Origin of the sequence: Bradyrhizobium sp. CSA207 (assembly GCF_029051685.1) — a bacterium.
Taxonomy (GTDB): domain Bacteria; phylum Pseudomonadota; class Alphaproteobacteria; order Rhizobiales; family Xanthobacteraceae; genus Bradyrhizobium.
Genome location: NZ_JAACFT010000002.1, coordinates 253,266 through 275,501, shown reverse-complemented (window position 1 = coordinate 275,501; position 22,236 = coordinate 253,266). Strand labels below are relative to the sequence as shown.

Below are 22,236 nucleotides of genomic sequence, written 5' to 3'. Positions count from 1 at the left end.
CAGGTCCCGCGATGACAAGCAGGCCAGTCAGCGGTCCCGCGGGCCAGGGCGATGCCAAATTCGTCGAATTCATCGATGTCGAGAAAATGTACGGCCATTTTCATGCCGTCCGCCGCTTGAATCTGAGCATCGGCCGCGGCGAGTTCGTGACGTTCCTTGGCCCGTCAGGCTCCGGCAAGACCACGACCTTGAACATGCTGGCGGGCTTCGAGCGCCCGAGCCAGGGTGTGATTACGCTTGACGGCAAATCGGTCGACCGCCTGCCGCCTTATGAGCGAAACATCGGCATGGTGTTCCAGAACTACGCGCTGTTTCCGCATATGAGCGTAGCCGACAATGTCGCCTTCCCGCTTTCGGTGCGGAAGGTTCCCAAGGCCGAGATCGGGCCGCGCGTCACGCGCGCGCTCGAAATGGTGCGGTTGGAGCGCTTCAAGGACCGCAAGCCGGCGCAAATGTCCGGCGGTCAGCAGCAGCGCGTCGCACTCGCCCGCGCGCTCGTGTTCCAGCCAACCCTCGTTCTGATGGACGAGCCGCTCGGCGCGCTCGACAAGAAGCTGCGCGAGCACATGCAGATCGAGTTGAAGCAGATCCACGAAATGCTCGGCGTCACCATCGTCTATGTGACGCACGACCAGAGCGAAGCGCTGACGATGTCGGATCGCGTCGCCATCTTCGAAAACGGCGCCATCGTCCAGATCGGCACGCCGGACGGACTTTACAACGAACCCGCGACCGCATTCGTCGCCAGCTTCATCGGTGAAAACAATGCGCTGGACGGCATCGTCGAACGCGTCGACGGCAATCAATGCATGGTCGCGTTGCCGACGGGATTGACGGCGACCGCGATGGCGGTCGGAAACCTTCGTCCCGGCGCAGCGGTCCAACTGGCGATCCGGCCCGAGCGGATCGCAGGCGCCGGCGAACACCCGGACAATCGCTTCAAGGCGACGGTCGATGGTCGGATCTATCACGGCGATCATCAACGCCTGCTCGCGCGCTTGCCGAGCGGGCAGGTCCTCACCGTAAAAATCGGACCCGACGCAACGATGGCAACGGGCGAAGCGATCGACCTTTGCTGGCGCACCGCCGATTGCCGCGCTTTTCCGGCTGGCGGCGTCCCGGACGGCAACACCGCGAACACAGGGAGCGTTACATGAAGCGAGTATGCAGGACGACCTTGCTTGCCTTGGCGAGCGCCGCGATCATTTCGCAAATTCAGCCAGCCGGCGCCGCAGAACTCACTGTCATGGCGACCGGCGGCGAATGGCAGGCGGCGCTGCGCAAGGCCTGGTTCGAGCCGTTCGCCAAGAAGATGGGCATCACGTTCAACGAACAGGAATACACCGGCGAACTCGGCAAGATCAAAGCGATGGTCGAGACCGGCAACGTACCGATCGACCTCGTGACCGTTGAGACCTCGACCGTTCTACAGGGCTGCGACGCCGGCGTGCTGATCCGCCTCGACTATTCGAAGGTCGCCGATCGTTCGAGATTCCTGCCCGGCACGGCTTTGGACTGCGGCGTCGGCATCGATGTCTACGGTGATGTCCTCGCCTACGACACGACCGTGCTGAAAGAGGCGCCGACTTCAGTACTCGATATTTTCGACACGAAGAAATTCCCCGGCAAGCGCGCCATGCGCAAGGCGCCGGCGCAAAATCTCGAATGGGCGCTGATGGCCGACGGCGTGCCGATCGCCGACGTCTACAAGGTGCTGGGAACGCCTGCCGGGGTCGACCGCGCTTTCAAGAAGCTCAACACGATCAAGAAGGACATCGTCTGGTGGGATGCCGGCGCACAGCCGCCGCAGTTGCTGGCGTCGAGGGAAGTGGTGATGACGACCGCCTGGAACGGGCGCATTCAAAACGCGATCGACAAGGACAAGCGGCCTTTCGCAATCGTCTGGGACAATCAGATCGTCGAATACGACATGATTGCCATTCCGAAGGGCGCCAAGAACCTCGACCTCGCCTACAAATATCTCGCTTATGCGACCGAAGCCGAAGTGAGCGCGCAACTCGGCCGCCATATTCCCTATGGTCCGGTGATGGCGGATGCGACCCCCTTCGTTCCCAAGGATGTCCTGTCGAAACTGCCGACGGCGCCGGACCACATGAAGGCCTATCTGGTCGGCGATGTGGAATTCTGGGGCGATCATGGCGAGGATCTGGTGAAGCGCTTCAACGCCTGGCTCGCCCAATAGGATATCGCCGGCGACACCAGGATCGGGCGGCCCTGCCCGATCGTCAGCGACTACGCGAGGGGATGTTCATGTCGTCGATCGCCATGCCAACAAGTCGCGCAACGATCAGCGCGAAAGATCATCGCGACAGCCTGCGCCCGCTGGCATTGGCAGCGCCGCTCCTGCTGCTGCTGTTGTTCAGCTTCGGCGCGCCGATCGTGGCGTTGCTGTCGCGCGCTGTCTATGAACCGACCATCGCCAATGCGCTGCCAAACACCGTCGCGGCCCTGCGGCTGGACAACGCCGCAGGCGTGCCGGCCGAACCGGTCTTCGTCGCCCTCGCGGCCGATCTGAAGCAGGCCCAGGCGGCGGGCGGTATCTATGAATTCGCCAAGACCCTCAACGCCCGCCTGCCCGGCGCACGCAGCCAGATGTTGCGCGTGGCGCGCCTCGCCGGTCAGGACCCGAAGCCCACCAAGGAGGCGATGATCAAGGCGGCGCCGCTTCTGGGCGAAGAACAAAGCTGGACGGCGATCCGCACGGGTACCAACCGGTTCACCTCGTTCTTCCTCCTCAGCGCTTTCGATCTGCGCTGGACCGACCAGGGAACGATCGGCGCGGTATCCGCCGATCAGGCCGTCTTCACCCGGGTGTTCGGCCGGACCTTTCTGATCGCGACGCTGGTGACGCTCGCGACGCTGGCGCTCGCCTTTCCGCTCGCCTATGTCATGACCAACGTGCGGCCCGTGATCGCCGGTATCGTGCTGGTTCTGGTGTTGCTGCCGTTCTGGACGTCGATCCTCGTGCGCACGGCGGCATGGACCGTGATCCTGCAAAAATACGGTCTTCTCAACGACCTGTTGCTCTGGCTCGGCATGACGTCGGACCGCCTCGAATTGATGTATAGCCGAACGGGTCTCATCATTGCGATGACACACATCCAGCTGCCCTTCACGCTTCTGCCGATCTATAGCGTGATGCGCTCGGTCCAGCCGTCGCAACTCAGAGCGGCCCAATCGCTCGGCGGCCGGCCTTTCACCGTGTTTCGGCGGGTTTATCTGCCGCAGGTCATGCCGGGTGTTCTGGCCGGCTGCCTGCTCACCTTCATCCTGTGCCTTGGCTATTACATCACGCCGGTCCTGATCGGCGGCGCCAGCGACCAGTTGATCAGCAATTTCATCGCCAACTACGTCAATGTCGAACTGAATTGGGAAATGGCGGCGGCGCTCAGCTTCGTGCTGCTCGCCTCCACGCTCGGCCTGTACGTGGTGATGACACGCTATCTCGGTCTCGACCTCTTCAAAATGGGATGAAGCGCCATGCCGTTGTCGCCATATCCGACCAACGCTGAACGGATCCGCGTCGCCGCGCTCTGGTTCTGGTGCGTCCTGGTGCTGATCTTCCTCGTCGTGCCGATTTTCGTGCCAGTACCGCTTTCCTTCAACAGCGGATCATTCTTCACCTTCCCGCTCGCGGGCCTTTCGACGCGTTGGTATGAGGTCGTGCTGGGGACGCCGCGCTGGCGCGCCGCCATCGGCAACAGCCTGCTGATCGGGTTGGGCGCGACGGTGCTGGCGACCTTTCTGGGAACACTGACCGCGATCGGCCTGTCGGATCCGAAATTCCCGGCGCGGCGCTTCGTCGTGCCGTTGCTGATTTCGCCCCTGATCGTCCCGGTCGTCGTGACGGCGGTCGGGACCTACCTCTTCTATGCCCGCATCGGGCTCGCCAACACCTATGTCGGCATCATCCTCGCCCACACCGTACTGGCGAGCCCCTTTGTCGTGGTGACCGTCGGCGCCAGCCTTTCGGGGTTCGATCGCAACCTGATGCGGGCGACTTCGATTCTCGGGGCGAAACCGCTGACCGGATTCCTTCGGGTCATGCTGCCGCTAATCCTGCCCGGCGTGTTGTCCGGCGCCGCTTTCGCCTTTGTGACGTCCTTCGACGAAGTCGTCGTCGCGCAGTTTCTCGCCAACGCCCAGCAGCGCACCTTGCCGCTCGAAATGTTCACCGGTCTGCGAGAGCAATTGAGCCCAGCGATCACGGCGGCCGCCACCTTGATGATGGGCCTGTCGATCCTGTTGTTGATCGTCGCCAATCTGCTCGCCCGTCGATCGCGGCAAAACGCCGGCGCCCTGGCCGAGTGAGGCGATGCATGTCCTATCACACCACGATCAACGGCACGCGCTGGAGCTTTCACGACCTCAAGACGCTGCTTGCCAAGGCTTCGCCGGCCCGCTCCGGTGATGCTCTGGCCGGCGTCGCGGCGCAAAGCGCCATCGAGCGTGTTGCCGCCCAGATGGCGTTGGCCGATCTTCCTCTCAAGACCTTCCTGAATGTCGATCTCGTGCCGTATGAGGAGGACGAGGTTTCTCGTCTGATCCTCGATAGCCATGATCTGACGGCATTCGAACCGGTGTCCCATCTGACCGTCGGCGAGTTCCGCGAGTGGCTGCTCGACACGCGGACCACGACAAGCCATCTGACGGCGCTCGCCCCCGGCCTGACCCCGGAAATGGCCGCCGCAGTGTCCAAGATCATGCGTGTGCAAGATCTCATCGTGGTCGCCGCAAAATGCAGCGTCATCACGGCTTTCCGCAACACGATCGGATCAGTCGGCCGACTCTCCACGCGGCTGCAACCGAACCATCCGACCGACGATTCCCGCGGAATTGCGGCGAGCCTGCTTGACGGCCTCTTGTTCGGCGTCGGCGATGCGGTGATCGGCGTCAATCCCGCGACCGATAGCCTGCAAGACTATATGCGGATCGTCGGCCTGCTCGACAATGTTCGGGAACGCCTCGATGTTCCGACGCAGACCTGCTGTCTGGGTCATGTCACGACCGCGATCCGGGCCATCAATCTCGGCGCGCCGGTTGATCTCGTCTTTCAATCCATAGCTGGCTCGGAGAAGGCCAATCGAGGGTTTGGGATCAGCCTGTCGGTTCTGGCGGAGGCCAATGATGCAGCGCTTTCGCTGGCCCGCGGCACGGTCGGCCACAACGTCATGTATTTTGAAACCGGGCAAGGCAGCGCATTATCCGCCGACGCGCATTTCGGGATCGACCAGCAGACGATGGAAGCGCGCGCCTACGCCATCGCGCGGCGATTCAAGCCGCTGCTCGTCAACACAGTCGTCGGCTTCATAGGTCCCGAATATCTCTATAACGGCAAGGAAATCACCCGGGCAGGGCTCGAGGACCATTTCTGTGGCAAACTGCTTGGCGTGCCGATGGGATGCGATGTCTGCTACACCAATCATGCCGAAGCCGATCAGGACGACATGGATGCGCTGCTGACGCTGCTGAGCGCCGCAGGCGTCACCTTCGTGATTGCAGTTCCCGGCGCCGACGACGTCATGCTGAACTATCAGAGCCTGGCGTTTCACGACATCCTCTACGCACGCCAGACTCTCGGTCGGCGATGCGCTCCGGAGTTCGAGGATTGGCTGGAGCGGATGGGCCTCGCCGACGTGGATGGCCGCCTGCTTGAGCCAGCGGCGTCCGGGGCGATCGGCCCGGCCATTGCACTGATCGAAACGATGAAAGCCGGATGATGCCGGATGACCCGCCAGATCAGAGCGATCAGCTCGCAGTGACCGACAAACTCGCGCGCCTGCGACGCTTCACGTCGGCACGAATCGCGCTCGGGCGAGCCGGATCCGGGCAACTGACTGCGACGGGCCTCCGCTTCATGCTCGATCATGCGCGCGCGCGCGACGCCGTTCACGCTACGCTTGATTTTGATTCTATCGGGCAATCACTTCGCGAGCGGGACTGGAGCGTCGTTCATGTCCGGAGCGCCGCGGCCGATCGGGCGGAATATCTGCGTCGCCCGGATCTGGGGCGCCGCCTATCGCCCTCAGGGCACCTTGTCATCGTCGGTCAGCCATGCTGCTACGATATCGCGATCGTGGCCGCCGACGGACTCTCCACGTCGGCCATCGCGATCAATCTCCTGCCGTTGCTCGATCATCTGCGGCCGCTTTTGTTGGCTCAAAGCCTCGCGATCGGACCACTCGTTCTTGCCGAGCAGGGACGCGTCGCAATCGGTGACGAGATCGGTGAATTGCTTGGCGCCAAGCTGGTCGTCGTCCTGATCGGCGAACGTCCGGGTCTGTCGGCGGCCGACTCGCTCGGTGCCTATATTACGTGGCGGCCACGGATCGGCATGATGGATTCGAGCCGAAATTGCGTATCCAATATTCGACCGGCTGGACTGTCGCCGGAAGACGCGGCTATGCAGATCGTCAGCGTGATCGAGCTAGCGTTCAAGCATGCCGTGACAGGCGTCCAACTGAACGATTTGCGGGGAGCAGACCCAATCCGCGCGGTCAATTTCGACACAAAATAAACCCCAGACAATCCGTTGAGATTGCTGGGGCTTATGTCTTGGTTGCGGGGACCCGCAACAAACACCCCCAGAGACTTCCGCCGCTCGTGATTTCCCTCACTTCTCGGGGCTAGGTCGTGGGCGGACACTACAAAGTGGCCCGGCGTCCAATTGAATAAGTCACCGTGAAAATGCGCCCAAAACACCGGATTGAGCCACCCGACAGCGGTCCCTACTGGTTGCCGCCCGCGAAATTGGCTTTACAGGGCCGCTCTTTAGGACAAAGTCATGATAGTTCGGTAGATTTCAATCGTGCATGTCCAACACAGGTAGCAAAAACCGCACCTTCAAACCTATGGGGCGCCCTCGCGTCCTATCTGGCGATGCGCAATACGTGACTTTTTCAATGGAAAAAGCGGATTGCGACGCTGTGGATGAGATCGTCAGGCAACACCCACGATACGCTACGCGGTCGGAATATATCAGGGCAGCGGTGAAGGCTGCCTTACAGCGAGACCAAGGACTTCCGACCGCCATCATTCCAGAATTTTCGCGCTCCAAGCTGGATGATTGGCTGCTCGGCGTTTTTCTAAACCCGAGTCATCCCGATCATGAATTCGTCGGGCAGATAAAGCTCGAATTTGTAGCGTCTCGCGATCGGCCCTTAGTGTACGAGACCACGCGCGACCTTCGCAGTAAGGGGCAAAAGCCTACCCTAGAAGATATAGCCGGGCAGTTGCGTCCCGATCTTTTGGATTGGATGCGTGAGCTTGTGACGGCTGCGGAAGCAATCGGGCTCGCCGATGTCTTCCTGACATTGAACGTGCGTTTCAGCGGTTTGCGGCTTGGGAACGATCCGCTCACTGTTATCCGCAATTTCATGGCTAAGACCAAAGAAGCTTCAGTCAAGTGAAACCCAGCGAACGATACCAGTTGACTCTCAGACTTACTTACATCACTTATATCATTTATAAGTCACGTTTGAAAAACCCCTCCCGCGTCAACGAGAGGGGCCTTGGAAAACGGGACCGACATCCCCGCACTCGAACTGCGAGAGATATCAATGACCGTGCGTCAAGAATCGCACGACGCCATTTTGGCGTCAACCCACTGTGAATTCAGCAGAATTCCTCAATTTCCATTCATCGTTGAATCTCATGCCGAGCCATTGCCGGCCCATCGCCCGGTACAGTGCCAGGAAACCGCTCTGACCAGAGCCGCGCGTCGAATGGGTATTGCGTGGGTCGCTGAATAAGCGTGCCGCGCCATGCTCGACCTTTTCAACGGCAGCGATGCTGAAAGGACGGAGTGGGTGCCAAGCGCCCACCTTCATCGCTTACCGAGCGATGAAGCACCGTATTTCTGCGATGAAATAGGCCTGCCCGACATTGGCAAGAAGCTCGCCAAAATCGGCAAGCGTGATTATCGGCGCATGCACCTCGAAAAGCTCGCCCTGGCCGACAGCCTCCAAGCTGCCGGTCGGGATGATGTCGCCAACCTGCTCCGCAATTGCTGCACTCAGTTAATCGTCGATCGCTACAGCAAGGGCGTGCGGGTGCGCGGGCCGAACGAGTGCAAGCATCCGCTTTGTCCGACGGCACAACTAGCGCGGAGGCGACGTCTCGAAGGCGAGCTAATTCCGCCCATCGAACGCTTCCTTGCCAAAAACGAAGGTATGCAAGGGAATCTGCTCACGCTCACGGAGCAGAGTTGCCCAGCCCACGAGCTGAACTATCGGCACGGCGAGATACTGCGCGCTTTTTCGCGCCTAATGAGTTTCACCAAGGTCAAGCGCGCGGTGAAGGCCTATGTGCGTTCGGTCGAGTTCACGCGCAACCCGATCACAACCCTGTGGCATCCTCATATCCACACCTGCATCTTTGTGTCCAAGACCGAGTATTTCCGAAAGGGCAGCAAGGTCTACATCTCGCAGGAACAGTGGGCCGCGCTGTGGCGCAAAGCCTTGCGCGCGACCTATACGCCGGTTGTCGATATCCGCGCGTTAAAGGGCCTGACATCGCCGCTGACAGACAAGGGCCGCGACGCGCTCCGCGAGGTCATCAAGTACCAGGTCAAACCTGGCAGCTTGACCTATTGGCAGAACGGCAAGGCCTTCGCAGTCGGCCGCCAAACGCCGGAGCTTTACCGCAAGCCCGGTGATGACACGTTGCAGCCGATGCTCAACGTGCCGGTGATCGCCTTCTGCGACGCCGTAAAGGGCCGCCGCCTGGTGGCCACGTCGCGCAATCTCCAGGGCAACGACGATCTCGATTTCACCGACGATCCAAGGGGCGAGGTCAAGGCGCTCGATCTCGGCGAGTTCATCTGCACGGAAACCTATCAATGGCACACGCGTGGCCGTGACTCGGGGTTTTACCTCGTCGGACGTTCGTTCGATGAGCCCGGCAGCACCAAGCGGGGAGGATCAGCGATGGGGCCGTGAGCGAAACACCGAAGCGGGCGAACAAATACTTCAACACCTCGATAAACGGAGATTTCCATGTCTGACTTTACTGATGGCGAGATTGTTCTGCGTGGCACCAGCCGCGGCGTCAAAGAGAGCCGCAACGATCGCGGTCAAGTCGTCGGCCACTCGGTGCAGCTGGTGAAGCGTAACGCCAAGAACGGCATTGAAGTGATGCAGGTGAAGCTGCCCGAAGGCGCCGATCCGGCCGGCTATGCCGACGGCAAGCAGGTCGAGCTGGTGGTCGATGTCTCTTCCTATGAAGGCACGATGTACTACCGCGGAACCCGCGAAACTCTGCCCGTATCCAGACCGGTCGAGAACCGCAACGCGGACCTCGCGCGCAAGGCGTTGCCGGCAGCCTCGTGACGAGAGCAACGACGGGGCCGCGCATCCGCGCGGTCCTGCTCCCCCAGCTACAAAGGTGAACCATGAACTACAACGCGGATGTGCGTGCCCGTTTTGAGGCGATCGACTGGAATACGATCAACCTCAACGCGGCATATGAGTTCTACGAATCGATCGGCCGCCCGCTTGCTCAGCGTGCGTTGTTAGTGGCCCCCATCGCGATCGAGGAACGCGATCGGTGGCAGCGCGAATGCGTAGCCGATCTTACTGCCCTCCAAGGCCGCGGATGCCCAGGGTGCGCAGCGTGAGTCACGCAAGTGTCGAGAGTTCAATTTTCCGGGCCGCGCCATCAAGCGCGGCCCGGAATTTATCATCCCATACTCAGCAATTGAGGAGTTAGAACATGGTCTCAAGGAGCTTTGCACGCGGCTTCGCGCGTGGCGCGAAATTGGCGGAAGAATACCAAGAAAGTGAGAAGCGTCGATTCTACGAACAGACGCCCCAAGGGGCCGCTGAGAAGGCCGCCCGCGAAGCGCTGGAAGCCGAACAGCGACGGGCAGCCGAGGCGACCGCTGCTAGACATCGGGCCAAAATGGAGCGGCTGGAGCGACCCATCCCTCTCGCTCAACAGCCTGGCCTGATCACTTTCGGTACGTCCGTCGAAACAGGTGATAATTGCGTGCTCCTGCCGCGCAGGATCCCGCACATGCTTGTTGCCGGCACGACGGGCTCAGGCAAGTCGGTCTTCCTGCACCAGCTCGTCTATCAATTGGTAAGGGCGCCCGAAGTCGAGCGAGCCATCCTGATCGATCTGAAGGGCGGCACGGAGTTCTATGCTTATCGCGATATGCCCAACGTTGAGATTGTTTGGGATTTTCGCGACGTAGTGCGCGCGATTGATTGCGTGATGGCACTGATGACCGCGCGCCAAGACGTACTTCGCAATCGTGGCATGCGAGAATGGCCGGACGGCCGTGTGTTCATCGTGATCGACGAATACGGCGATATTCAGTGGGAGATCGATAATGCGAGCACAAAGGAGGAGAAAGACGCCGCGCGGCGCCTTTCATCGAACCTGCGGGCGATTTCACGCCGTGCCAGGTCGCTTGGCATTGTCCTGGTCTGCGCCCTGCAGAAGCCGACAACGGATGCGATGGATTCGGCGGTACGCACCAACCTGAACCTGCGGATATGCTTTCGTGTATCGAGATTGCTGGCCGCTTCCGTGCTCGACGATTTGGACGCATTGCCGGTCAACCCGCCAGACCTGAAGACGGGGCGCTTTATCTACTACGATGCGAGCCGGGGAATCCGGCTACATCTTCAGGCGCAAATCGCGCCGGGTGTGACATTGGGGGATGATTCGTGAAAACCGGGGAAGGCGGTGGCGAGCACGGCGCGCGTCAGCGCGCCGCGCGGAGCCGCCGCCCTTTTCCTAGATACCTAAGAAACATCACGTCAAATCCTCACAGGGAAGCTTTGGACGTGTTGTTAGCCGGGGTCTCATGGGCGGTATTGTACCATGAGAACGGGTTATGCAGCGAACAGGGTAAGGCGTGACTGGCAATGAGACCGATGCAAGCGAGCACACTAAGGGCCGCGAAGCAATCGGCCGCGAGCGCGAGACGGCTACGAGGCTCGGATGTGAACGTACCGTCGGCCTGCTCCTGCCATTCATAGCCTTCTCTGAGCGGGCGAAGGGTCGGGCGACTGATACGGGGCGGAGAAGTCAGCAAACCGTCCCATGCAAGGTTCGTAGCCAGGTGCGCGTTGAGGTACTTGCCAATGACGTCCCGATTGGTACTCGGCACCGGCGCTGCATGGTCGCGCAGCCAAAGGCGCATGATGCCGATGTCGTAGGTTGATAGGTCGAGGGTTAGCGTCGATGTCCATGACTGGATGTCCATGGGTTAGTGCTTTCGTTGGTTTATATGGAGGCAAACAGCCGCAAGCGCGCCGGGCGCGTAAGCGCACGGTCGCTGGCGGCATTTTCCTTGATACCGCTCGAACATCGGCCGTTGGCGACGGGGGAGGCCTGCGCTATGATGTAGTCAGTCCTGGTTAGGGCAGGACTGATAAGGCCCCGTCTGGATGCGGGGCCTTTTTGCTCAGTATTCATCGGCCCGCATGATGGTGAGGACGCGAACGGTGACGGCTGGGTCTGCCGCATCGGGCGATGCAAACTGCCTGGCCCGGTCGTAGTAGTCGATTTTCCAGAAGTAGCTGACGCCGGCGTGCTCGATCGCGCCGAAGTCGTGTTCGCCGTGGGGATCGTTGTCGCGTGAGAAGGCGTCAAAGGTCTGGACCAGCCGAAGCAGCGCGGTCTTCGCCTCGGTATCGAGGGCGCTGACGCCAGACGTCAGGACGGTCTGGCCACCGAAGATCAGGCTGCGGCGAAAGCAGTCATTGAGCCTGCGGATGTTGCTGGTGGTGTCGTGCATGTGAGTTCTCCCGCTGTTGTCCGGTTGCGCCATCCGCGCCGGTCGGGAGAATTCGAGGCCGGCAGAACTGAGCGGCCAGGCAAGGAGGCTCCGCCCGAGGGTCCCCTTGGGAGACGGGTGGATGCCTTGCCGGGCTGCGCTGCTGGCCTATTCACCCGAACCTGACGGCCGGGTGGTGCTGCTTTGAGGGGGAAGGAAAACGCCACTGCCAATCGCCGTTGCTGGCAGTGCCAATGGCGGCCTCCTCGATGATTTGTTGAACATGGCGAAGTGGTACAACATCACCGCGGCGCATTTGCCTTTCGGCAAACCGATCCATCTCTGGTAGAACCGGTGCACAGGAGTTGGAGTGACGTGGTGGCAAAAAGGAAAAGGGGAAAAGCCGTAACGGTGCATCCCGTTCTGGTCTTTCTCGACACTAGCGTTTGGCTTGATATGGCTGGAAGTGAGGCTAACGAGCCGCTACTCGGCGCAGTGGAGAGCCTCTGCCGTGAGAAGGTGATTGAGCTCGTCGTGCCGCAAATCGTGCGCGATGAGTTTGCACGCAACAAGGACCGTGTAATCAGAGAGAGTGGTAAGAGCCTTTCCGGAACGCTAAAGCGAGCGAAAGTCGCCCTCTGGAAGTACGGAGACCCTAGGAGACGCCGAAAGGCCGCAGAGGTCCTAGAGGACATTGACCACCGGCTTGCAGGTTCCATAGACGTGACGGCCGACGCGGTCGCGCGCATTGAGAAGCTATTTTCGAAGTCAACCTGGGCCGGCGATCCAGACGCGGCTATGCGTGCTGCGTCGGCGCGCGCACTCCTGAAGATTGCACCTTTCCACGCGGGGAAGAACAGCTTCGCGGACGCTGTCATTATTGAGTTGTTTGGTCAGATGGTAAGCTCGGCTAAGGGCCGATGTGTGTTCGTCACGCACAACGTCAAGGAGTTCAGCCTTCCAAATGGTGACCAGCGACTGCCACATCCCGAAATTTCAGCATTCTTCTCACGCATTAAATCTCGCTACTTCATCAAGTTGGTAGACGCACTGCGTGCGTTGCGTCCGAACGAGTTCGCGGAGGCGATGTACGAACACGAGTTTACGATGGAGTCGCGGCGAGCAAGCGAGATCTCAGCAGCTGTTGAAGAGTTGATAGACCGTGTCTGGTACGACCGACACATGGTCATGATGCACAAGATCGAAAGCGGGCAGTGTAAGGTAATTGCCAAGAAGGATTTCGGTCCCAAGCATTATCGGAATAGCGCACTCGGTAAACTGGTCGTCGACGACATTCTCGCAGGCGCACAAAAAGCTGCTGCAAGGGTTGAGAAGAAGTACGGTAAGGGCAACCTAGGCCCGTATTCGAAATTTGATTGGGGCATGATAAACGGCAAGCTCTCCGCATTGCGATGGGTGTTCGGCGAAGACTGGGATGAGCTTTACACCTAGAGTGCGCGGCAGCGGTCTTTTGTCGAGCGAGCCAAATCGTAAATGCGATTTCACGATTCCAGGATCCCATCTCCAGCCTCGACCGAGCCCTAGCCGGTTCTGGCAATATATGAGAGTAAGCCGATGGTAACTCCCGGTAACGTATATCAAATTTGCGTTCGCAACCGACTCGAATCCATGCTATGGTTTGCTCATGACTCAAAAGCGTAAAGGTTCTGGCATCAACGCCTCCTCCCGTGTCCTGGGAGACAAAACTTTTGCGGCCATTTCGGCCGTTGAAGGGCTGAAGCTAGGCAAAGCTTCGAGGGAGCGCCTGTCGGCCCTCAGCAAAAAGAACCTGACGCCTGCTCAGAAGCGGGCTGAAGTATTGAGGGCGTACGTCCAACCCAAAGGTCGCTAGTAGACTTGAGCGGATACGACGTATTCGACGACCCCTATTGCTACAAAGGCACATCCGTCCTCAAGAACCGGGCTCACCTCAGGGATGCAAAGACCCTGGACGCTTTCGAGCTCGAAATGTCGACGCTGAGATCGCTAGAACCTCTCCCCGACGGCCGCTTCACTCCCACTCACTATAAACGCGTCCACCACCACCTGTTTCAGGACGTTTACCCCTGGGCGGGCAAGTACAGGACAGTCCGCACCGCAAAAGGCGGCAACATGTTCTGTTATCCCGAACACATAGCCTCCAGCATGGAGCAGCTGTTCAAGAAGCTCGCGCTCGCTGCCTTCAAACCGGGAGTCAGCGCAGCCGAATTCCTCGATGCGGCCACCGATTTTCTAGCCGAGCTGAATGCCATTCACCCGTTTCGCGAAGGTAATGGACGATCCCAGCTGTCATTCCTGCACTTGATTGGACAGCGGGCCGGTCGCCCGCTCGATCTCACCCGCGTCGAACGCGATACGTTCATGCCCGCGATGATCGCGAGTTATCTCGGCAACAACGGCCCACTCAAAAACGAGCTGCAGAAGCTGCTGTGAGCTATTCGGTGCCGGCCTGCCGCGCCAGTAGTTTGCGCGCACGCGCCAACCGGGCTTTCAGGTCTTCCTGAAAGGCCGGGTCTTTGCGCCGGTTTTCAATGTGCTCGCTGATTGCCGCCCGAATCACATCTGAAACGGCGAGTTGCTCCACCGAAGCGACGGTTTCCAAGGCTTCCGCCTGCTCTTCGGTCAGGCGAATGGTCATGGCTTTTGTGGTTTTCATGCGGGAAATCTGCACCTTAACACCGGGCTTGTCAAGTGCTGTGGTGTCGTGGTATCTTGGTATCAATCATAGGAGGTACCACAATGTCTGAACACGAAGAACACGGCACCGAGACCGACCGCGAGAAGGAGCTTGAGGCCTTCAAAGAGCGTCAGATTCGCGAATTGCGCGAGTTCGAGGAGCGCCAGCAGAAGGAGCTGGAAGAGTTCGAACGCCACGAGCAGGAAGAGTTGAAGGAGTTCGAGGAGCGCCAGCACCCGTACGAGATCAAGATCGACCGCACCGAGTTCAAGGTGAAGGAGCACTTCCTGACCGGCGCTCAGCTTCGGTTGCTTCCCACCCCTCCCATCGGCCCCGATCGGGACTTGTTCGAGGTCGTGCCGGGTGGCTCCGATGAAAAGATTGCGGACACGCAGAAAGTGAAGATGCGGGATGGCCTGCGCTTCTTCACCGCGCCCGCCCAGATCAACCCTGGCTTGGTCTAAGGGATAACCGCAGTGCTGCCTTCACATGACATGGAATATTTAAATGCCAAGGCCCCTGGCCATCAGGTCACCACCGAAGGCGGCGTCATCTGCGTGCTCGTTCCGTCGTACCCACTCCCGAAGGGGTTCGACCGGGAGGACTGCGACCTCCTCGTCCGGCTGGCGCCCGGCTATCCCGACGTACCACCCGACATGTGGTGGTTTGATCCTCCAGTCCGTCGCATTGACGGGGTGGTGATCCCGGCTACCGAGTCGCGTGAGGGACATCTGGGGCGCCAATGGCAACGCTGGTCGAGGCACTTCACGGCGGGCCAATGGCGCTCGGGAATCGACTCACTTCAAAGCTACTTCGCCTTAATCAGAAACGAGCTGCTGAAAGCGGCGCCGGGGGCATCATGATCACTACCCTTGTCCTGACAGAACCGCTCTTCCAGGAGATCGAGCAGACCGCCAGACTTCCGGTGGAAACCGCAGGCGTGCTGCTCGCCGGAATCGCTCGCGCGCCGAATGGCGATATCCGCCTTCTCGGACGCGGAATGCGCTGGGTGCCGCAAGAAGCCTATCTCGCGCGTGAAGGAGATCACCTGGCAATCGCGTCTCAGGGATACGTCCCTGCCCTTGCTGAAGCCGAGCGCATTGGCGCCATTCCGATCTGGTTTCACACTCACCCGGGCGCGATTGGCCATCCTACCCCCAGCATCGCGGACCGAAAGGTCGACCGGGAAATCGCCGATCTCTTTAGGCTGCGCTCGGGCTCGGAGCTGTACGTTACGCTCATCGCTTCGCCTCGCGACAACGGCATTGCGTTCACTGGGGAAGTGCATTGGGAGGATGGCGGTAAAGTCGCCATCGATCGAGTATGGCGCGTCGGCGACAAGTGGCAGCTGATCAACTCCTTCAACTCGGAAGCGCCGCAGATTCCCGCGATTTTCGACCGAAGCGTCCGCGCGTTCGGTCCTGACATCCAACAGACGCTCGGCCAGTTGCGGGTAGGTATCGTCGGCTGCGGCGGTACCGGCTCGGCCGTCGCCGAGCAGCTTGTAAGGATGGGCGTGCGCCATCTTACCTTGGTCGACGCAGATACGTTGACCGAAAGCAACATTACCCGCGTCTACGGCTCGACGCCTAGCACAGTCGGGAAACCGAAGACGGCCGTGCTGCAAAGCCACCTGACGGCCATTTCGCCAGAGCTGCAGAGCCACGCGGTCGCGGCCATGGTCACGCTGGAGAACACGGCGCGGGAGTTGATCCCCTGCGATGTCGTGTTCGGCTGCACAGACGACAATGCCGGACGTCTGGTTCTTTCTCGGCTGTCGACCTTCCTCGCCACGCCGGTCATCGACCTCGGCGTTTTGCTTGGTGGTGATGGCGCACTTGCGAGCATCAATGGCCGCGTCACGACCCTCGCCCCCGGGGGCGCCTGTCTCGTCTGCCGCGACCGGATCGACCTAGCCCGCGCACAGACCGAGCTGCGGACGCCGGAGGAAAGGGTTCGGCTGGAGAACGAAGGCTATGCGCCTGTGTTAGGAGGCGTTGAGCCTGCGGTTGTGAGCTTCACCAGCGGCATCGCTTCGGCCGCCATTAATGAGCTTCTAGAGCGCCTGATAGGCTTCGGTCCCAGCCCCAGGCCAACAGAAGTGCTTTTCCGCTGGCACGAGCGAGAGATTTCCACCAACAACGCGAAGCCGCGGCCAGGCCATTACTGCGATCCCGAGAGCCAGAAGATCGGCAAAGGCGAGAGCAATCCCTTTCTTGAACAAGCCTGGCCCGGGGCATGAAGGTTCGTTGGTGGCAGTGGCGATGGATCGACTGGCTTCCGCAGTGGATGACACGTCTGCCGCGGTGGCAGTGGCTACGGCTCGACTGGCTTCCTCAGTGGCTAACGAATCAGCCGCCGCTGTACTACCTCGGTCAGGTCGAGTCGGCCGATGAGATTCCGGAGAAGCTACCGAGGAATACCGCCGTCGTCGTCGGCGAAGCGTCGCGGTTGAAATGGATCGCCTTCGATTGTCCATGCCAAAGCGGTCATCGCATCATGCTCAATCTGGATCAAGCACGCAGCCCCTGGTGGAGCTTATCTAAGGTTGATGGCCCTCTATCTCTTTCTCCAAGCGTGAATTACTATGACGGTAGGCGCAGATGCCACTATTTCGTTAGAAATGGGAAAATTGACTGGGTGGGGGATTCTTTTGGTGATTGACAAAAGTGAGGTGGTCTCGGGGTCAGCGGCAACGACCGAACCGGTCAAAGCCGAACGACCGCTGACAAAGACGCCCATGTATGCGGCGATGAACGCCGGCCGCTATCAAAGGCAGGAACTCATCAAGCAGATCAACGCTGCCGAGCACACAAATCTTATCTGCTATGTCGGCGGCTTGGAAACTGAGATCGACCGTAACGATGTTATCGGCTTCGTGGAGATGCTCCACAACATCCCGGAAAATTCACCGATCGATCTTCTGCTCAATACCGGCGGCGGCGATGTCGACGCCTGCGAAAAGCTGGTCTCGCTTATCCATGCAAAGGCACGCGACAGGGAGTTCAGGGTCATCGTTACAGACCTGGCCAAGAGCGCCGGAACTCTGATGGCGCTGGGAGCCAATACGATCATTATGAGTGACGCTTCTGAACTCGGCATGATCGATCCGCAGTTCCTCATGAGGGATGCGCGCGGAAACGAGCTGTTTTACTCGGTAACGGGCTATTTGGAAGCCTACGAGGAACACTGTGGCGCGCTGCGCAAAAATCCTCAGGACCAGGTGGCGCTGCTCATGCTCGATGGCTTTGATGCACGGACCGTCAAGAAATTTCAGGGTATTCGCGACCGAGTCAGGACGTTTGCGGAAGACATGCTGAAACGCCGGGGCGCGCCCAGCTCGACGATTTCGCAGGAGTTGATGAGTTCTGCCCGGTGGAAAACGCACGGCCAGCCTATCGACTATGCGAACGCCAAGCAGATTGGCTTGCCCATTGAATACCTGCCGCCGACCAACGAGCGTTGGAGCCGTTATTGGGAGCTGTACTGTCTGCTTCGGCTGGAAACCCAAGAGGGCAAAAAAATCTACGAGTCGGCGTACGCTTCGCAGATTGTGTGATCAGCTAAGCCAAGCGGGGCACCGGCTGCACGAATTGCATCGTCAGGGGCTCGTGCGCCTTGCCGTCACTCCAACTCATTGTCAGCCAATTGGTCGAGGTCGGGTAGGATATGACGATCCTCCCCGGTCGATATCGTGCTCCACGCAGAAACGGATACTTGCTCTCATCCAGTGGTTCTAGCAGCAGCACGAAGCCCAGGCCCAAGATGTTTAGCGCCAGCGCCTCGATGTCCTCTTGGGCGTTCGTCAGCGGCTGTAACTGGAAGCGCGTATGGTTGAGAGTTCGGTCGCCAGTATTCATGGTGCAATAGAGCCCAGCCCCCTCCGGCCAATGGCTGGGATCGTCGAGCATGTCCAATAGCGCTGCGTCGCGTGAGAACGCGCCAGATAGCCGCTCCCTGCCTCTCGCCAGATTCTTCGAGACGGCCGCGGCTTTGGCCGTCTTCAGTAACCAACGCTCAATGTCATGTCCCGAGACAAGCGCATGCCTTGAGTCCGAATCATGCTCTAAAAATGATTTAAGCGACGCGAAAAAGTATTTGGCCGCATCGTCAAGAGGATGAAGCGCACTGTTGTGCTGGTGCAAAGACAATTCGCTCGAAGGCTTTGCGGCGGTAGAATTTTTGTCTCACCAGGCGCCAACCAAGGAAGGCCCGCAATCGAGAAATCGCCGTCAGCCATTAAAACCCGGATGACTGCCTCTGAAATAATGTGCTCGCCCGAGATCGGGCCGACGCACGAGCCCAGGTCCTTCATGTAGCATTTTTCTACGCCTGATCCCGCAGGCAGGGCCTTAAGCCCAAGTACCGCCGGTGGTTTGTGCCAGTTCTTGCCGTTGAAACAGCAGACTCGCGCGGGCCTTATGGAGCCGCACGGACACGGACCGCTTAAAACAGCTTCCCTCTTCCGCTTCGCTTCGCCCACGTTAGTTCAGGCCCTCACTCGGGAATTATACACGGCGATCCAAGCTTCGTGCTCAGCCTGGAGATTCTCGACGAGAGCCTTTACCGTCGCGTCATTGATCGCCTGCGGCCTTCCATGACTAAATTCATTTCTACGTTGATGGATGTCCTTTAACAGATCAGCAATGCTGCTAAAACCGCAGGCGCGAAGATCGTCGAAGTAATTGGTCCCAAAAAATATTCTGTACAGTTCGTGCAGACGAGGCCCGATACCAGAATAGCGCCGAAGCGTATCATCTAAAACGCGCTGCGGAAGGTGGCGCATGGCTGTGCGGTGAAGCCGCTCAATGCGCGTCTCAAAGTAACTCCAAAAAAGAAGCACTAAGGCCGCACGAGCCGAGGGGCGATTCTCCTCTGGGAAATGTGACAAACCTTCGAACTCAGCAGCTGGACGCTCCCACTCGCGCTGAAGCATCTGCGGATAGATGTAGTCTTCATAACGACCTTCGGCGCCCATGAAGGCCGCATGGATTATCGTTTCTCGACCGTCCATGACTACCGTTTGGGGCGAAGTATCTAGCGGGCCAGCTCCACACGCTGGACATGGCACGGCGATCTTGCGGATGCCGTGGCAGTCCGCTCCGCACCTTACGTAACCCGACCAGAGGCCCATCCACGAGTTTCCTGGTAGCTCGTCGTACCACATTAGATGACCTCTCTAGCGATAGCCTCGCCTTCTCTTTTCGGCCCATTTCAAGATCAAGGCCAGATCAGCCTTACCACGAGTCGGATAGGCCTCAATGCGAACCGTTCCAGCGCGGCCAATGCGCCCCCATTCTCGCACAAGCGAGGACTCGCCAAACAATGTGGGCTGAATATCCAGCTTGTAGTAACGAGCCATATTCCTGCGCTCATCGACGCGGGTGAGCATGATTGCGGTCATGCGATTTCCTCCTCTTCCTGTTGTCGTAAGGCGCGCGATACAGTCGAGGCGTGACAACCCAAAAGCCTACCAATCTCCCGCAAACCTTTCTCTTGGTTTTGCAGATCCCGCGCGTGCGCGATCTGCTCCTGGTTAAGCTTGAACTTTGGTCCAAAATGACGGCCCTGCGCCTTGGATCGCGCTCGTCCGTCAGCCGTTCGGGCAAGAATGAACGACCTCTCGAGCTGGGCAAAAGCCGAAAGCATCGTCAGCATGGCAGCGGCTTGCGGTGAGTTCGTGTTGGCCCAAGGCTCGGTTAGCGACTCAAAGGTCGCGCCCCTGGCCTCAACCTCATGCACAATATTGAGAAGGTCACGCGATGAACGCGCCAAACGGTCAATACGCGTCACGGCCAGCACGTCGCCCTGGTCGAGCGCAGCGATTGCACGGGCGAGCTGCGGCCGGTCGGCCCTCACCCCGCTTATCTTTTCACTGAAGACCTTGACGGCGCCGGCAGCATTGAGCGCGTCAACCTGCCCGGCATGATCCTGCTCGGTGGTAGAGACGCGGGCATAGCCGTATTTCACTGCCTGCAATTTGCAACAGACTTACGCAACGGTCAAAGCCGTTGCGCACGTTCATGCCTACCCCTGTTGCATATATTTTGACTTGTGCAACAGCGGGTAGCTGCACGGCGCCTAGCGGCGCTTCCAAACTTCGTCCCCGGCCGTCTTCTCCGTAACCAGAACCTGCCAAAGCGCATCGGCATTGTCGCGGAATCTGTCAGCGTTTGTACGCAGGCTGTTTAGCGCAACGCCCGTTGCTTCCGTCAAAGCCCCTTCAAGCTCCACCATGAAGCGAAAAATCTCGTCTGCGAAATCCGACAGATGATGCGCCCACAGCTGGTCCGTCGGGTCAGCGTGAGGGATGAGGCTGTGCGCCACCTGGATGTTTCTCAAATCGCGAATGGCCTGGACGAAGTTATATTCACCTTGGGCGCCGTCAGTTTTGATCTTCTCAAAGTCGCGCGTAAACTGGTCGACCTGCTGACCCGACAGAACGTCTTCTGATCGCGCCATTTCGAGGAGGCTTTCGATTGAAGCTGTAACTCCGGTCTTGCCCTTCTCGTTGGGCTTATCCAACAGCCGGTAAAGGGCCAGGACCAGATAGCGAACAATCGAGCGCCGTAGAAACAGGCTTGTCTGGTAGACATAGTCCGCTTTGATTTGGGTCATCTTGCCGAGAACCGGTTCGACCATGTGTTGGGCAAGGCGCGCCTCGAATGCATCGTCGTGAACACGAGACCGGCATTCCTGGAACTTTTCGCTCAAAGATGCCGTCGTAGTCATCATATCTCCGGGCAACAGGTCTTCACCTGGTCTCAGTATCCGAATATGGCTGCTAGCAACGAACGAGTAGAATTTCGAAAAGGCGTCAAAGCTCTCAAAATGAAAGGCCATATGGCCTGGCAGCACTTCAAGAAATCTTCCGGTGTTGCCCGCCAGCTCTTTCATTTGGCCATAGAGGGAATTGAAGTTGGGCGTGTCGGCTTTAACCCTGAGCACGTGCCTGCAATTTTGCGGAAACTGTGACCTCGGGCTTGTGGCCCGGGTAGCCCGCTGCTGGACATTTGTGAGCTTCATACTCTATCTCCGCGACAGGAATTGTTGCTCAACGATCCTTGGCCAATCGCGCATTCACGGGCAGCTGTGACGGCAATGGCGTCCACGCTGATCGGCTTCGCTTCGAGGCTGACGGCTGGCACCTCATTGGACCCGCTCGACTGTCCATTTGTCGAAATCTGCAGCGATGCGTACACGCCAGACGTGGGCGATACCAGCCTCCTCGTCCATCTGCGTGACGTTATAGACGTATTCCCCGGCCTCGACGCCCTGCAGCCCGACCACCCAGACCGCCCCAAAATGCAATGGCCGAGGCAACGCTTTTGCTACCTTGTTCGGAAACCATGGGCGTTCGCCGCCCCCCTCAAGAAGCACAACAAGGGTTTTGCCGGTTGCGTAGGCGGCACCTCCCTTGTCGAGCTTCTGCGCCACCGCGGCCAATACCCGTGGCTCGATCTCTCCGACGTCGCCGGGAGGCACCAGCGCAAGAACATGCTCCGTCGGCCACGTCTCCTCCGTTGCGGTATCGACCAGGACGCCATCCCCGCCGATCGGATCGCGCGTGCTCGCGAACGTCAGGCGTTCCGGCTGACTCTCGCTGTTGAATGCCGCACAGATCAGCCAATTCGCCAGGATTTCTCGGGAACGCATATCGCCGAAGTTACCGAAGGGCGCACCGGACCGCAGGTGCTTGCCGTTTCGGATGAACGGCTCAATCTCCTTCAATGCGACGGTCAGGCTTTTGAAGCGTTTGACGGGGTATTTCATGGCTGCGCTCGCCGGACGGGATCAGACGCGCATATCA

Annotated in this window: 27 protein-coding genes; 18 read left to right on the top strand and 9 right to left on the bottom strand. The window is 59.4% G+C overall.

The features are described 5' to 3' along the window. Window positions 1-11: 11 nt before the first annotated feature. The 11 genes from GWG65_RS03020 (at window position 12) to GWG65_RS02970 (ending at window position 10,698) form a co-directional block, all read left to right on the top strand. Window positions 12-1,157: an ABC transporter ATP-binding protein gene (locus tag GWG65_RS03020; protein WP_275193931.1), complete on the top strand. Its 1,146-nt coding sequence runs from the start codon at window positions 12-14 to the stop codon at window positions 1,155-1,157. Then, on the top strand, window positions 1,154-2,203 hold the full coding sequence (locus tag GWG65_RS03015; RefSeq protein ID WP_275193844.1) for an ABC transporter substrate-binding protein: 1,050 nt from the start codon (window positions 1,154-1,156) through the stop codon (window positions 2,201-2,203). The genes GWG65_RS03020 and GWG65_RS03015 overlap by 4 nt, the downstream gene beginning before the upstream one ends. A 68-nt stretch (window positions 2,204-2,271) precedes the next feature. Next, window positions 2,272-3,495, top strand: a complete 1,224-nt coding sequence (locus GWG65_RS03010) for an ABC transporter permease (protein WP_275193842.1) — start codon at window positions 2,272-2,274, stop codon at window positions 3,493-3,495. A 6-nt stretch (window positions 3,496-3,501) separates the two neighbouring features. Then, window positions 3,502-4,332: an ABC transporter permease gene (locus GWG65_RS03005; protein WP_275193841.1), complete on the top strand. Its 831-nt coding sequence runs from the start codon at window positions 3,502-3,504 to the stop codon at window positions 4,330-4,332. A gap of 8 nt (window positions 4,333-4,340) precedes the next feature. Beyond that, the gene (locus GWG65_RS03000) at window positions 4,341-5,741 is read left to right on the top strand and encodes an ethanolamine ammonia-lyase subunit EutB (RefSeq protein WP_275193840.1); all 1,401 of its coding nucleotides are present in this window, start codon (window positions 4,341-4,343) and stop codon (window positions 5,739-5,741) included. Then, complete coding sequence (eutC, locus tag GWG65_RS02995; RefSeq protein ID WP_275193839.1) at window positions 5,738-6,538, top strand: ethanolamine ammonia-lyase subunit EutC; 801 nt, start codon at window positions 5,738-5,740, stop codon at window positions 6,536-6,538. Before GWG65_RS03000 ends, eutC begins: the two co-directional genes overlap by 4 nt. Before the next feature lie 295 nt (window positions 6,539-6,833). Beyond that, window positions 6,834-7,430, top strand: coding sequence for a ribbon-helix-helix domain-containing protein (locus GWG65_RS02990; RefSeq protein ID WP_275193838.1), 597 nt, complete (start codon window positions 6,834-6,836; stop codon window positions 7,428-7,430). Between the two features lie 354 nt (window positions 7,431-7,784). Then, window positions 7,785-8,960, top strand: coding sequence for a protein rep (locus GWG65_RS02985; RefSeq protein ID WP_275193836.1), 1,176 nt, complete (start codon window positions 7,785-7,787; stop codon window positions 8,958-8,960). A gap of 57 nt (window positions 8,961-9,017) precedes the next feature. After that, on the top strand, window positions 9,018-9,350 hold the full coding sequence (locus tag GWG65_RS02980) for a hypothetical protein (protein ID WP_275193835.1): 333 nt from the start codon (window positions 9,018-9,020) through the stop codon (window positions 9,348-9,350). A gap of 62 nt (window positions 9,351-9,412) precedes the next feature. Then, a complete protein-coding gene (locus GWG65_RS02975; RefSeq protein WP_275193834.1) occupies window positions 9,413-9,637 on the top strand; it encodes a hypothetical protein in 225 nt (74 codons plus the stop codon). Between the two features lie 95 nt (window positions 9,638-9,732). Continuing rightward, the gene (locus GWG65_RS02970) at window positions 9,733-10,698 is read left to right on the top strand and encodes an FtsK/SpoIIIE domain-containing protein (RefSeq protein WP_275193833.1); all 966 of its coding nucleotides are present in this window, start codon (window positions 9,733-9,735) and stop codon (window positions 10,696-10,698) included. A 97-nt stretch (window positions 10,699-10,795) separates the two neighbouring features. On the opposite strand, the gene GWG65_RS02965 is transcribed toward GWG65_RS02970, so the two are convergent. Beyond that, on the bottom strand, window positions 10,796-11,236 hold the full coding sequence (locus GWG65_RS02965; RefSeq protein WP_275193832.1) for a hypothetical protein: 441 nt from the start codon (window positions 11,234-11,236) through the stop codon (window positions 10,796-10,798). 201 nt (window positions 11,237-11,437) lie between these two features. Then, complete coding sequence (locus GWG65_RS02960; RefSeq protein WP_275193831.1) at window positions 11,438-11,770, bottom strand: DUF3768 domain-containing protein; 333 nt, start codon at window positions 11,768-11,770, stop codon at window positions 11,438-11,440. Between the two features lie 357 nt (window positions 11,771-12,127). Between GWG65_RS02960 and GWG65_RS02955 the strand changes: the two genes are divergently transcribed. Both GWG65_RS02955 and GWG65_RS02950 read left to right on the top strand, forming a co-directional pair. Next, window positions 12,128-13,201 carry a PIN domain-containing protein gene (locus tag GWG65_RS02955; protein ID WP_275193830.1) on the top strand — a complete coding sequence of 358 codons (1,074 nt, stop codon included), beginning with the start codon at window positions 12,128-12,130 and terminating at the stop codon, window positions 13,199-13,201. A 405-nt stretch (window positions 13,202-13,606) separates the two neighbouring features. After that, the gene (locus tag GWG65_RS02950) at window positions 13,607-14,182 is read left to right on the top strand and encodes a Fic family protein (RefSeq protein ID WP_275193829.1); all 576 of its coding nucleotides are present in this window, start codon (window positions 13,607-13,609) and stop codon (window positions 14,180-14,182) included. Between the two features lies 1 nt (window position 14,183). Here GWG65_RS02950 and GWG65_RS02945 read toward each other — a convergent pair whose 3' ends face one another. Continuing rightward, the gene (locus tag GWG65_RS02945; protein ID WP_275193828.1) at window positions 14,184-14,405 is read right to left on the bottom strand and encodes a DUF6290 family protein; all 222 of its coding nucleotides are present in this window, start codon (window positions 14,403-14,405) and stop codon (window positions 14,184-14,186) included. A gap of 83 nt (window positions 14,406-14,488) precedes the next feature. Between GWG65_RS02945 and GWG65_RS02940 the strand changes: the two genes are divergently transcribed. From GWG65_RS02940 to GWG65_RS02920, 5 genes are read left to right on the top strand one after another with little or no spacing between them, the layout of a single operon-like run. Beyond that, window positions 14,489-14,890, top strand: a complete 402-nt coding sequence (locus GWG65_RS02940) for a multiubiquitin domain-containing protein (protein ID WP_275193827.1) — start codon at window positions 14,489-14,491, stop codon at window positions 14,888-14,890. 12 nt (window positions 14,891-14,902) lie between these two features. Next, window positions 14,903-15,289 carry an E2/UBC family protein gene (locus GWG65_RS02935; protein WP_143274198.1) on the top strand — a complete coding sequence of 129 codons (387 nt, stop codon included), beginning with the start codon at window positions 14,903-14,905 and terminating at the stop codon, window positions 15,287-15,289. Continuing rightward, the gene (locus GWG65_RS02930; protein WP_275193825.1) at window positions 15,286-16,668 is read left to right on the top strand and encodes a ThiF family adenylyltransferase; all 1,383 of its coding nucleotides are present in this window, start codon (window positions 15,286-15,288) and stop codon (window positions 16,666-16,668) included. The genes GWG65_RS02935 and GWG65_RS02930 overlap by 4 nt, the downstream gene beginning before the upstream one ends. Then, window positions 16,665-17,090 carry a DUF6527 family protein gene (locus GWG65_RS02925; RefSeq protein ID WP_161494848.1) on the top strand — a complete coding sequence of 142 codons (426 nt, stop codon included), beginning with the start codon at window positions 16,665-16,667 and terminating at the stop codon, window positions 17,088-17,090. The genes GWG65_RS02930 and GWG65_RS02925 overlap by 4 nt, the downstream gene beginning before the upstream one ends. Beyond that, on the top strand, window positions 17,083-17,985 hold the full coding sequence (locus tag GWG65_RS02920; RefSeq protein ID WP_275193824.1) for a hypothetical protein: 903 nt from the start codon (window positions 17,083-17,085) through the stop codon (window positions 17,983-17,985). The genes GWG65_RS02925 and GWG65_RS02920 overlap by 8 nt, the downstream gene beginning before the upstream one ends. A gap of 4 nt (window positions 17,986-17,989) precedes the next feature. Here GWG65_RS02920 and GWG65_RS02915 read toward each other — a convergent pair whose 3' ends face one another. From GWG65_RS02915 to GWG65_RS02890, 6 genes are all read right to left on the bottom strand, one after another. Then, a complete protein-coding gene (locus tag GWG65_RS02915; RefSeq protein ID WP_275193823.1) occupies window positions 17,990-18,571 on the bottom strand; it encodes a hypothetical protein in 582 nt (193 codons plus the stop codon). A 344-nt stretch (window positions 18,572-18,915) separates the two neighbouring features. Further along, window positions 18,916-19,404 carry a hypothetical protein gene (locus GWG65_RS02910; RefSeq protein WP_275193822.1) on the bottom strand — a complete coding sequence of 163 codons (489 nt, stop codon included), beginning with the start codon at window positions 19,402-19,404 and terminating at the stop codon, window positions 18,916-18,918. 201 nt (window positions 19,405-19,605) lie between these two features. After that, a complete protein-coding gene (locus tag GWG65_RS02905; protein ID WP_275193821.1) occupies window positions 19,606-19,830 on the bottom strand; it encodes a WGR domain-containing protein in 225 nt (74 codons plus the stop codon). Beyond that, window positions 19,827-20,396, bottom strand: coding sequence for a recombinase family protein (locus tag GWG65_RS02900; protein ID WP_275193820.1), 570 nt, complete (start codon window positions 20,394-20,396; stop codon window positions 19,827-19,829). Before GWG65_RS02900 ends, GWG65_RS02905 begins: the two co-directional genes overlap by 4 nt. Window positions 20,397-20,507: 111 nt before the next feature. Further along, window positions 20,508-21,452 carry a hypothetical protein gene (locus GWG65_RS02895; protein ID WP_275193819.1) on the bottom strand — a complete coding sequence of 315 codons (945 nt, stop codon included), beginning with the start codon at window positions 21,450-21,452 and terminating at the stop codon, window positions 20,508-20,510. A 123-nt stretch (window positions 21,453-21,575) separates the two neighbouring features. Further along, window positions 21,576-22,199 carry a hypothetical protein gene (locus GWG65_RS02890; protein WP_275193818.1) on the bottom strand — a complete coding sequence of 208 codons (624 nt, stop codon included), beginning with the start codon at window positions 22,197-22,199 and terminating at the stop codon, window positions 21,576-21,578. Between the last annotated feature and the right edge of the window lie 37 nt (window positions 22,200-22,236).

Bases quoted from the DNA above. Each gene is read 5' to 3' on its own strand.
- GWG65_RS03020 (WP_275193931.1), top strand. From the start codon at position 12: ATGACAAGCAGGCCAGTCAGCGGTCCCGCGGGCCAGGGCGATGCCAAA.
- GWG65_RS03015 (WP_275193844.1), top strand. From the start codon at position 1,154: ATGAAGCGAGTATGCAGGACGACCTTGCTTGCCTTGGCGAGCGCCGCG.
- GWG65_RS03010 (WP_275193842.1), top strand. From the start codon at position 2,272: ATGTCGTCGATCGCCATGCCAACAAGTCGCGCAACGATCAGCGCGAAA.
- GWG65_RS03005 (WP_275193841.1), top strand. From the start codon at position 3,502: ATGCCGTTGTCGCCATATCCGACCAACGCTGAACGGATCCGCGTCGCC.
- GWG65_RS03000 (WP_275193840.1), top strand. From the start codon at position 4,341: ATGTCCTATCACACCACGATCAACGGCACGCGCTGGAGCTTTCACGAC.
- eutC (WP_275193839.1), top strand. From the start codon at position 5,738: ATGATGCCGGATGACCCGCCAGATCAGAGCGATCAGCTCGCAGTGACC.
- GWG65_RS02990 (WP_275193838.1), top strand. From the start codon at position 6,834: ATGTCCAACACAGGTAGCAAAAACCGCACCTTCAAACCTATGGGGCGC.
- GWG65_RS02985 (WP_275193836.1), top strand. From the start codon at position 7,785: ATGCTCGACCTTTTCAACGGCAGCGATGCTGAAAGGACGGAGTGGGTG.
- GWG65_RS02980 (WP_275193835.1), top strand. From the start codon at position 9,018: ATGTCTGACTTTACTGATGGCGAGATTGTTCTGCGTGGCACCAGCCGC.
- GWG65_RS02975 (WP_275193834.1), top strand. From the start codon at position 9,413: ATGAACTACAACGCGGATGTGCGTGCCCGTTTTGAGGCGATCGACTGG.
- GWG65_RS02970 (WP_275193833.1), top strand. From the start codon at position 9,733: ATGGTCTCAAGGAGCTTTGCACGCGGCTTCGCGCGTGGCGCGAAATTG.
- GWG65_RS02965 (WP_275193832.1), bottom strand. From the start codon at position 11,236: ATGGACATCCAGTCATGGACATCGACGCTAACCCTCGACCTATCAACC.
- GWG65_RS02960 (WP_275193831.1), bottom strand. From the start codon at position 11,770: ATGCACGACACCACCAGCAACATCCGCAGGCTCAATGACTGCTTTCGC.
- GWG65_RS02945 (WP_275193828.1), bottom strand. From the start codon at position 14,405: ATGAAAACCACAAAAGCCATGACCATTCGCCTGACCGAAGAGCAGGCG.
- GWG65_RS02940 (WP_275193827.1), top strand. From the start codon at position 14,489: ATGTCTGAACACGAAGAACACGGCACCGAGACCGACCGCGAGAAGGAG.
- GWG65_RS02930 (WP_275193825.1), top strand. From the start codon at position 15,286: ATGATCACTACCCTTGTCCTGACAGAACCGCTCTTCCAGGAGATCGAG.
- GWG65_RS02925 (WP_161494848.1), top strand. From the start codon at position 16,665: ATGAAGGTTCGTTGGTGGCAGTGGCGATGGATCGACTGGCTTCCGCAG.
- GWG65_RS02910 (WP_275193822.1), bottom strand. From the start codon at position 19,404: ATGGGCGCCGAAGGTCGTTATGAAGACTACATCTATCCGCAGATGCTT.
- GWG65_RS02905 (WP_275193821.1), bottom strand. From the start codon at position 19,830: ATGACCGCAATCATGCTCACCCGCGTCGATGAGCGCAGGAATATGGCT.
- GWG65_RS02895 (WP_275193819.1), bottom strand. From the start codon at position 21,452: ATGAAGCTCACAAATGTCCAGCAGCGGGCTACCCGGGCCACAAGCCCG.
- GWG65_RS02890 (WP_275193818.1), bottom strand. From the start codon at position 22,199: ATGAAATACCCCGTCAAACGCTTCAAAAGCCTGACCGTCGCATTGAAG.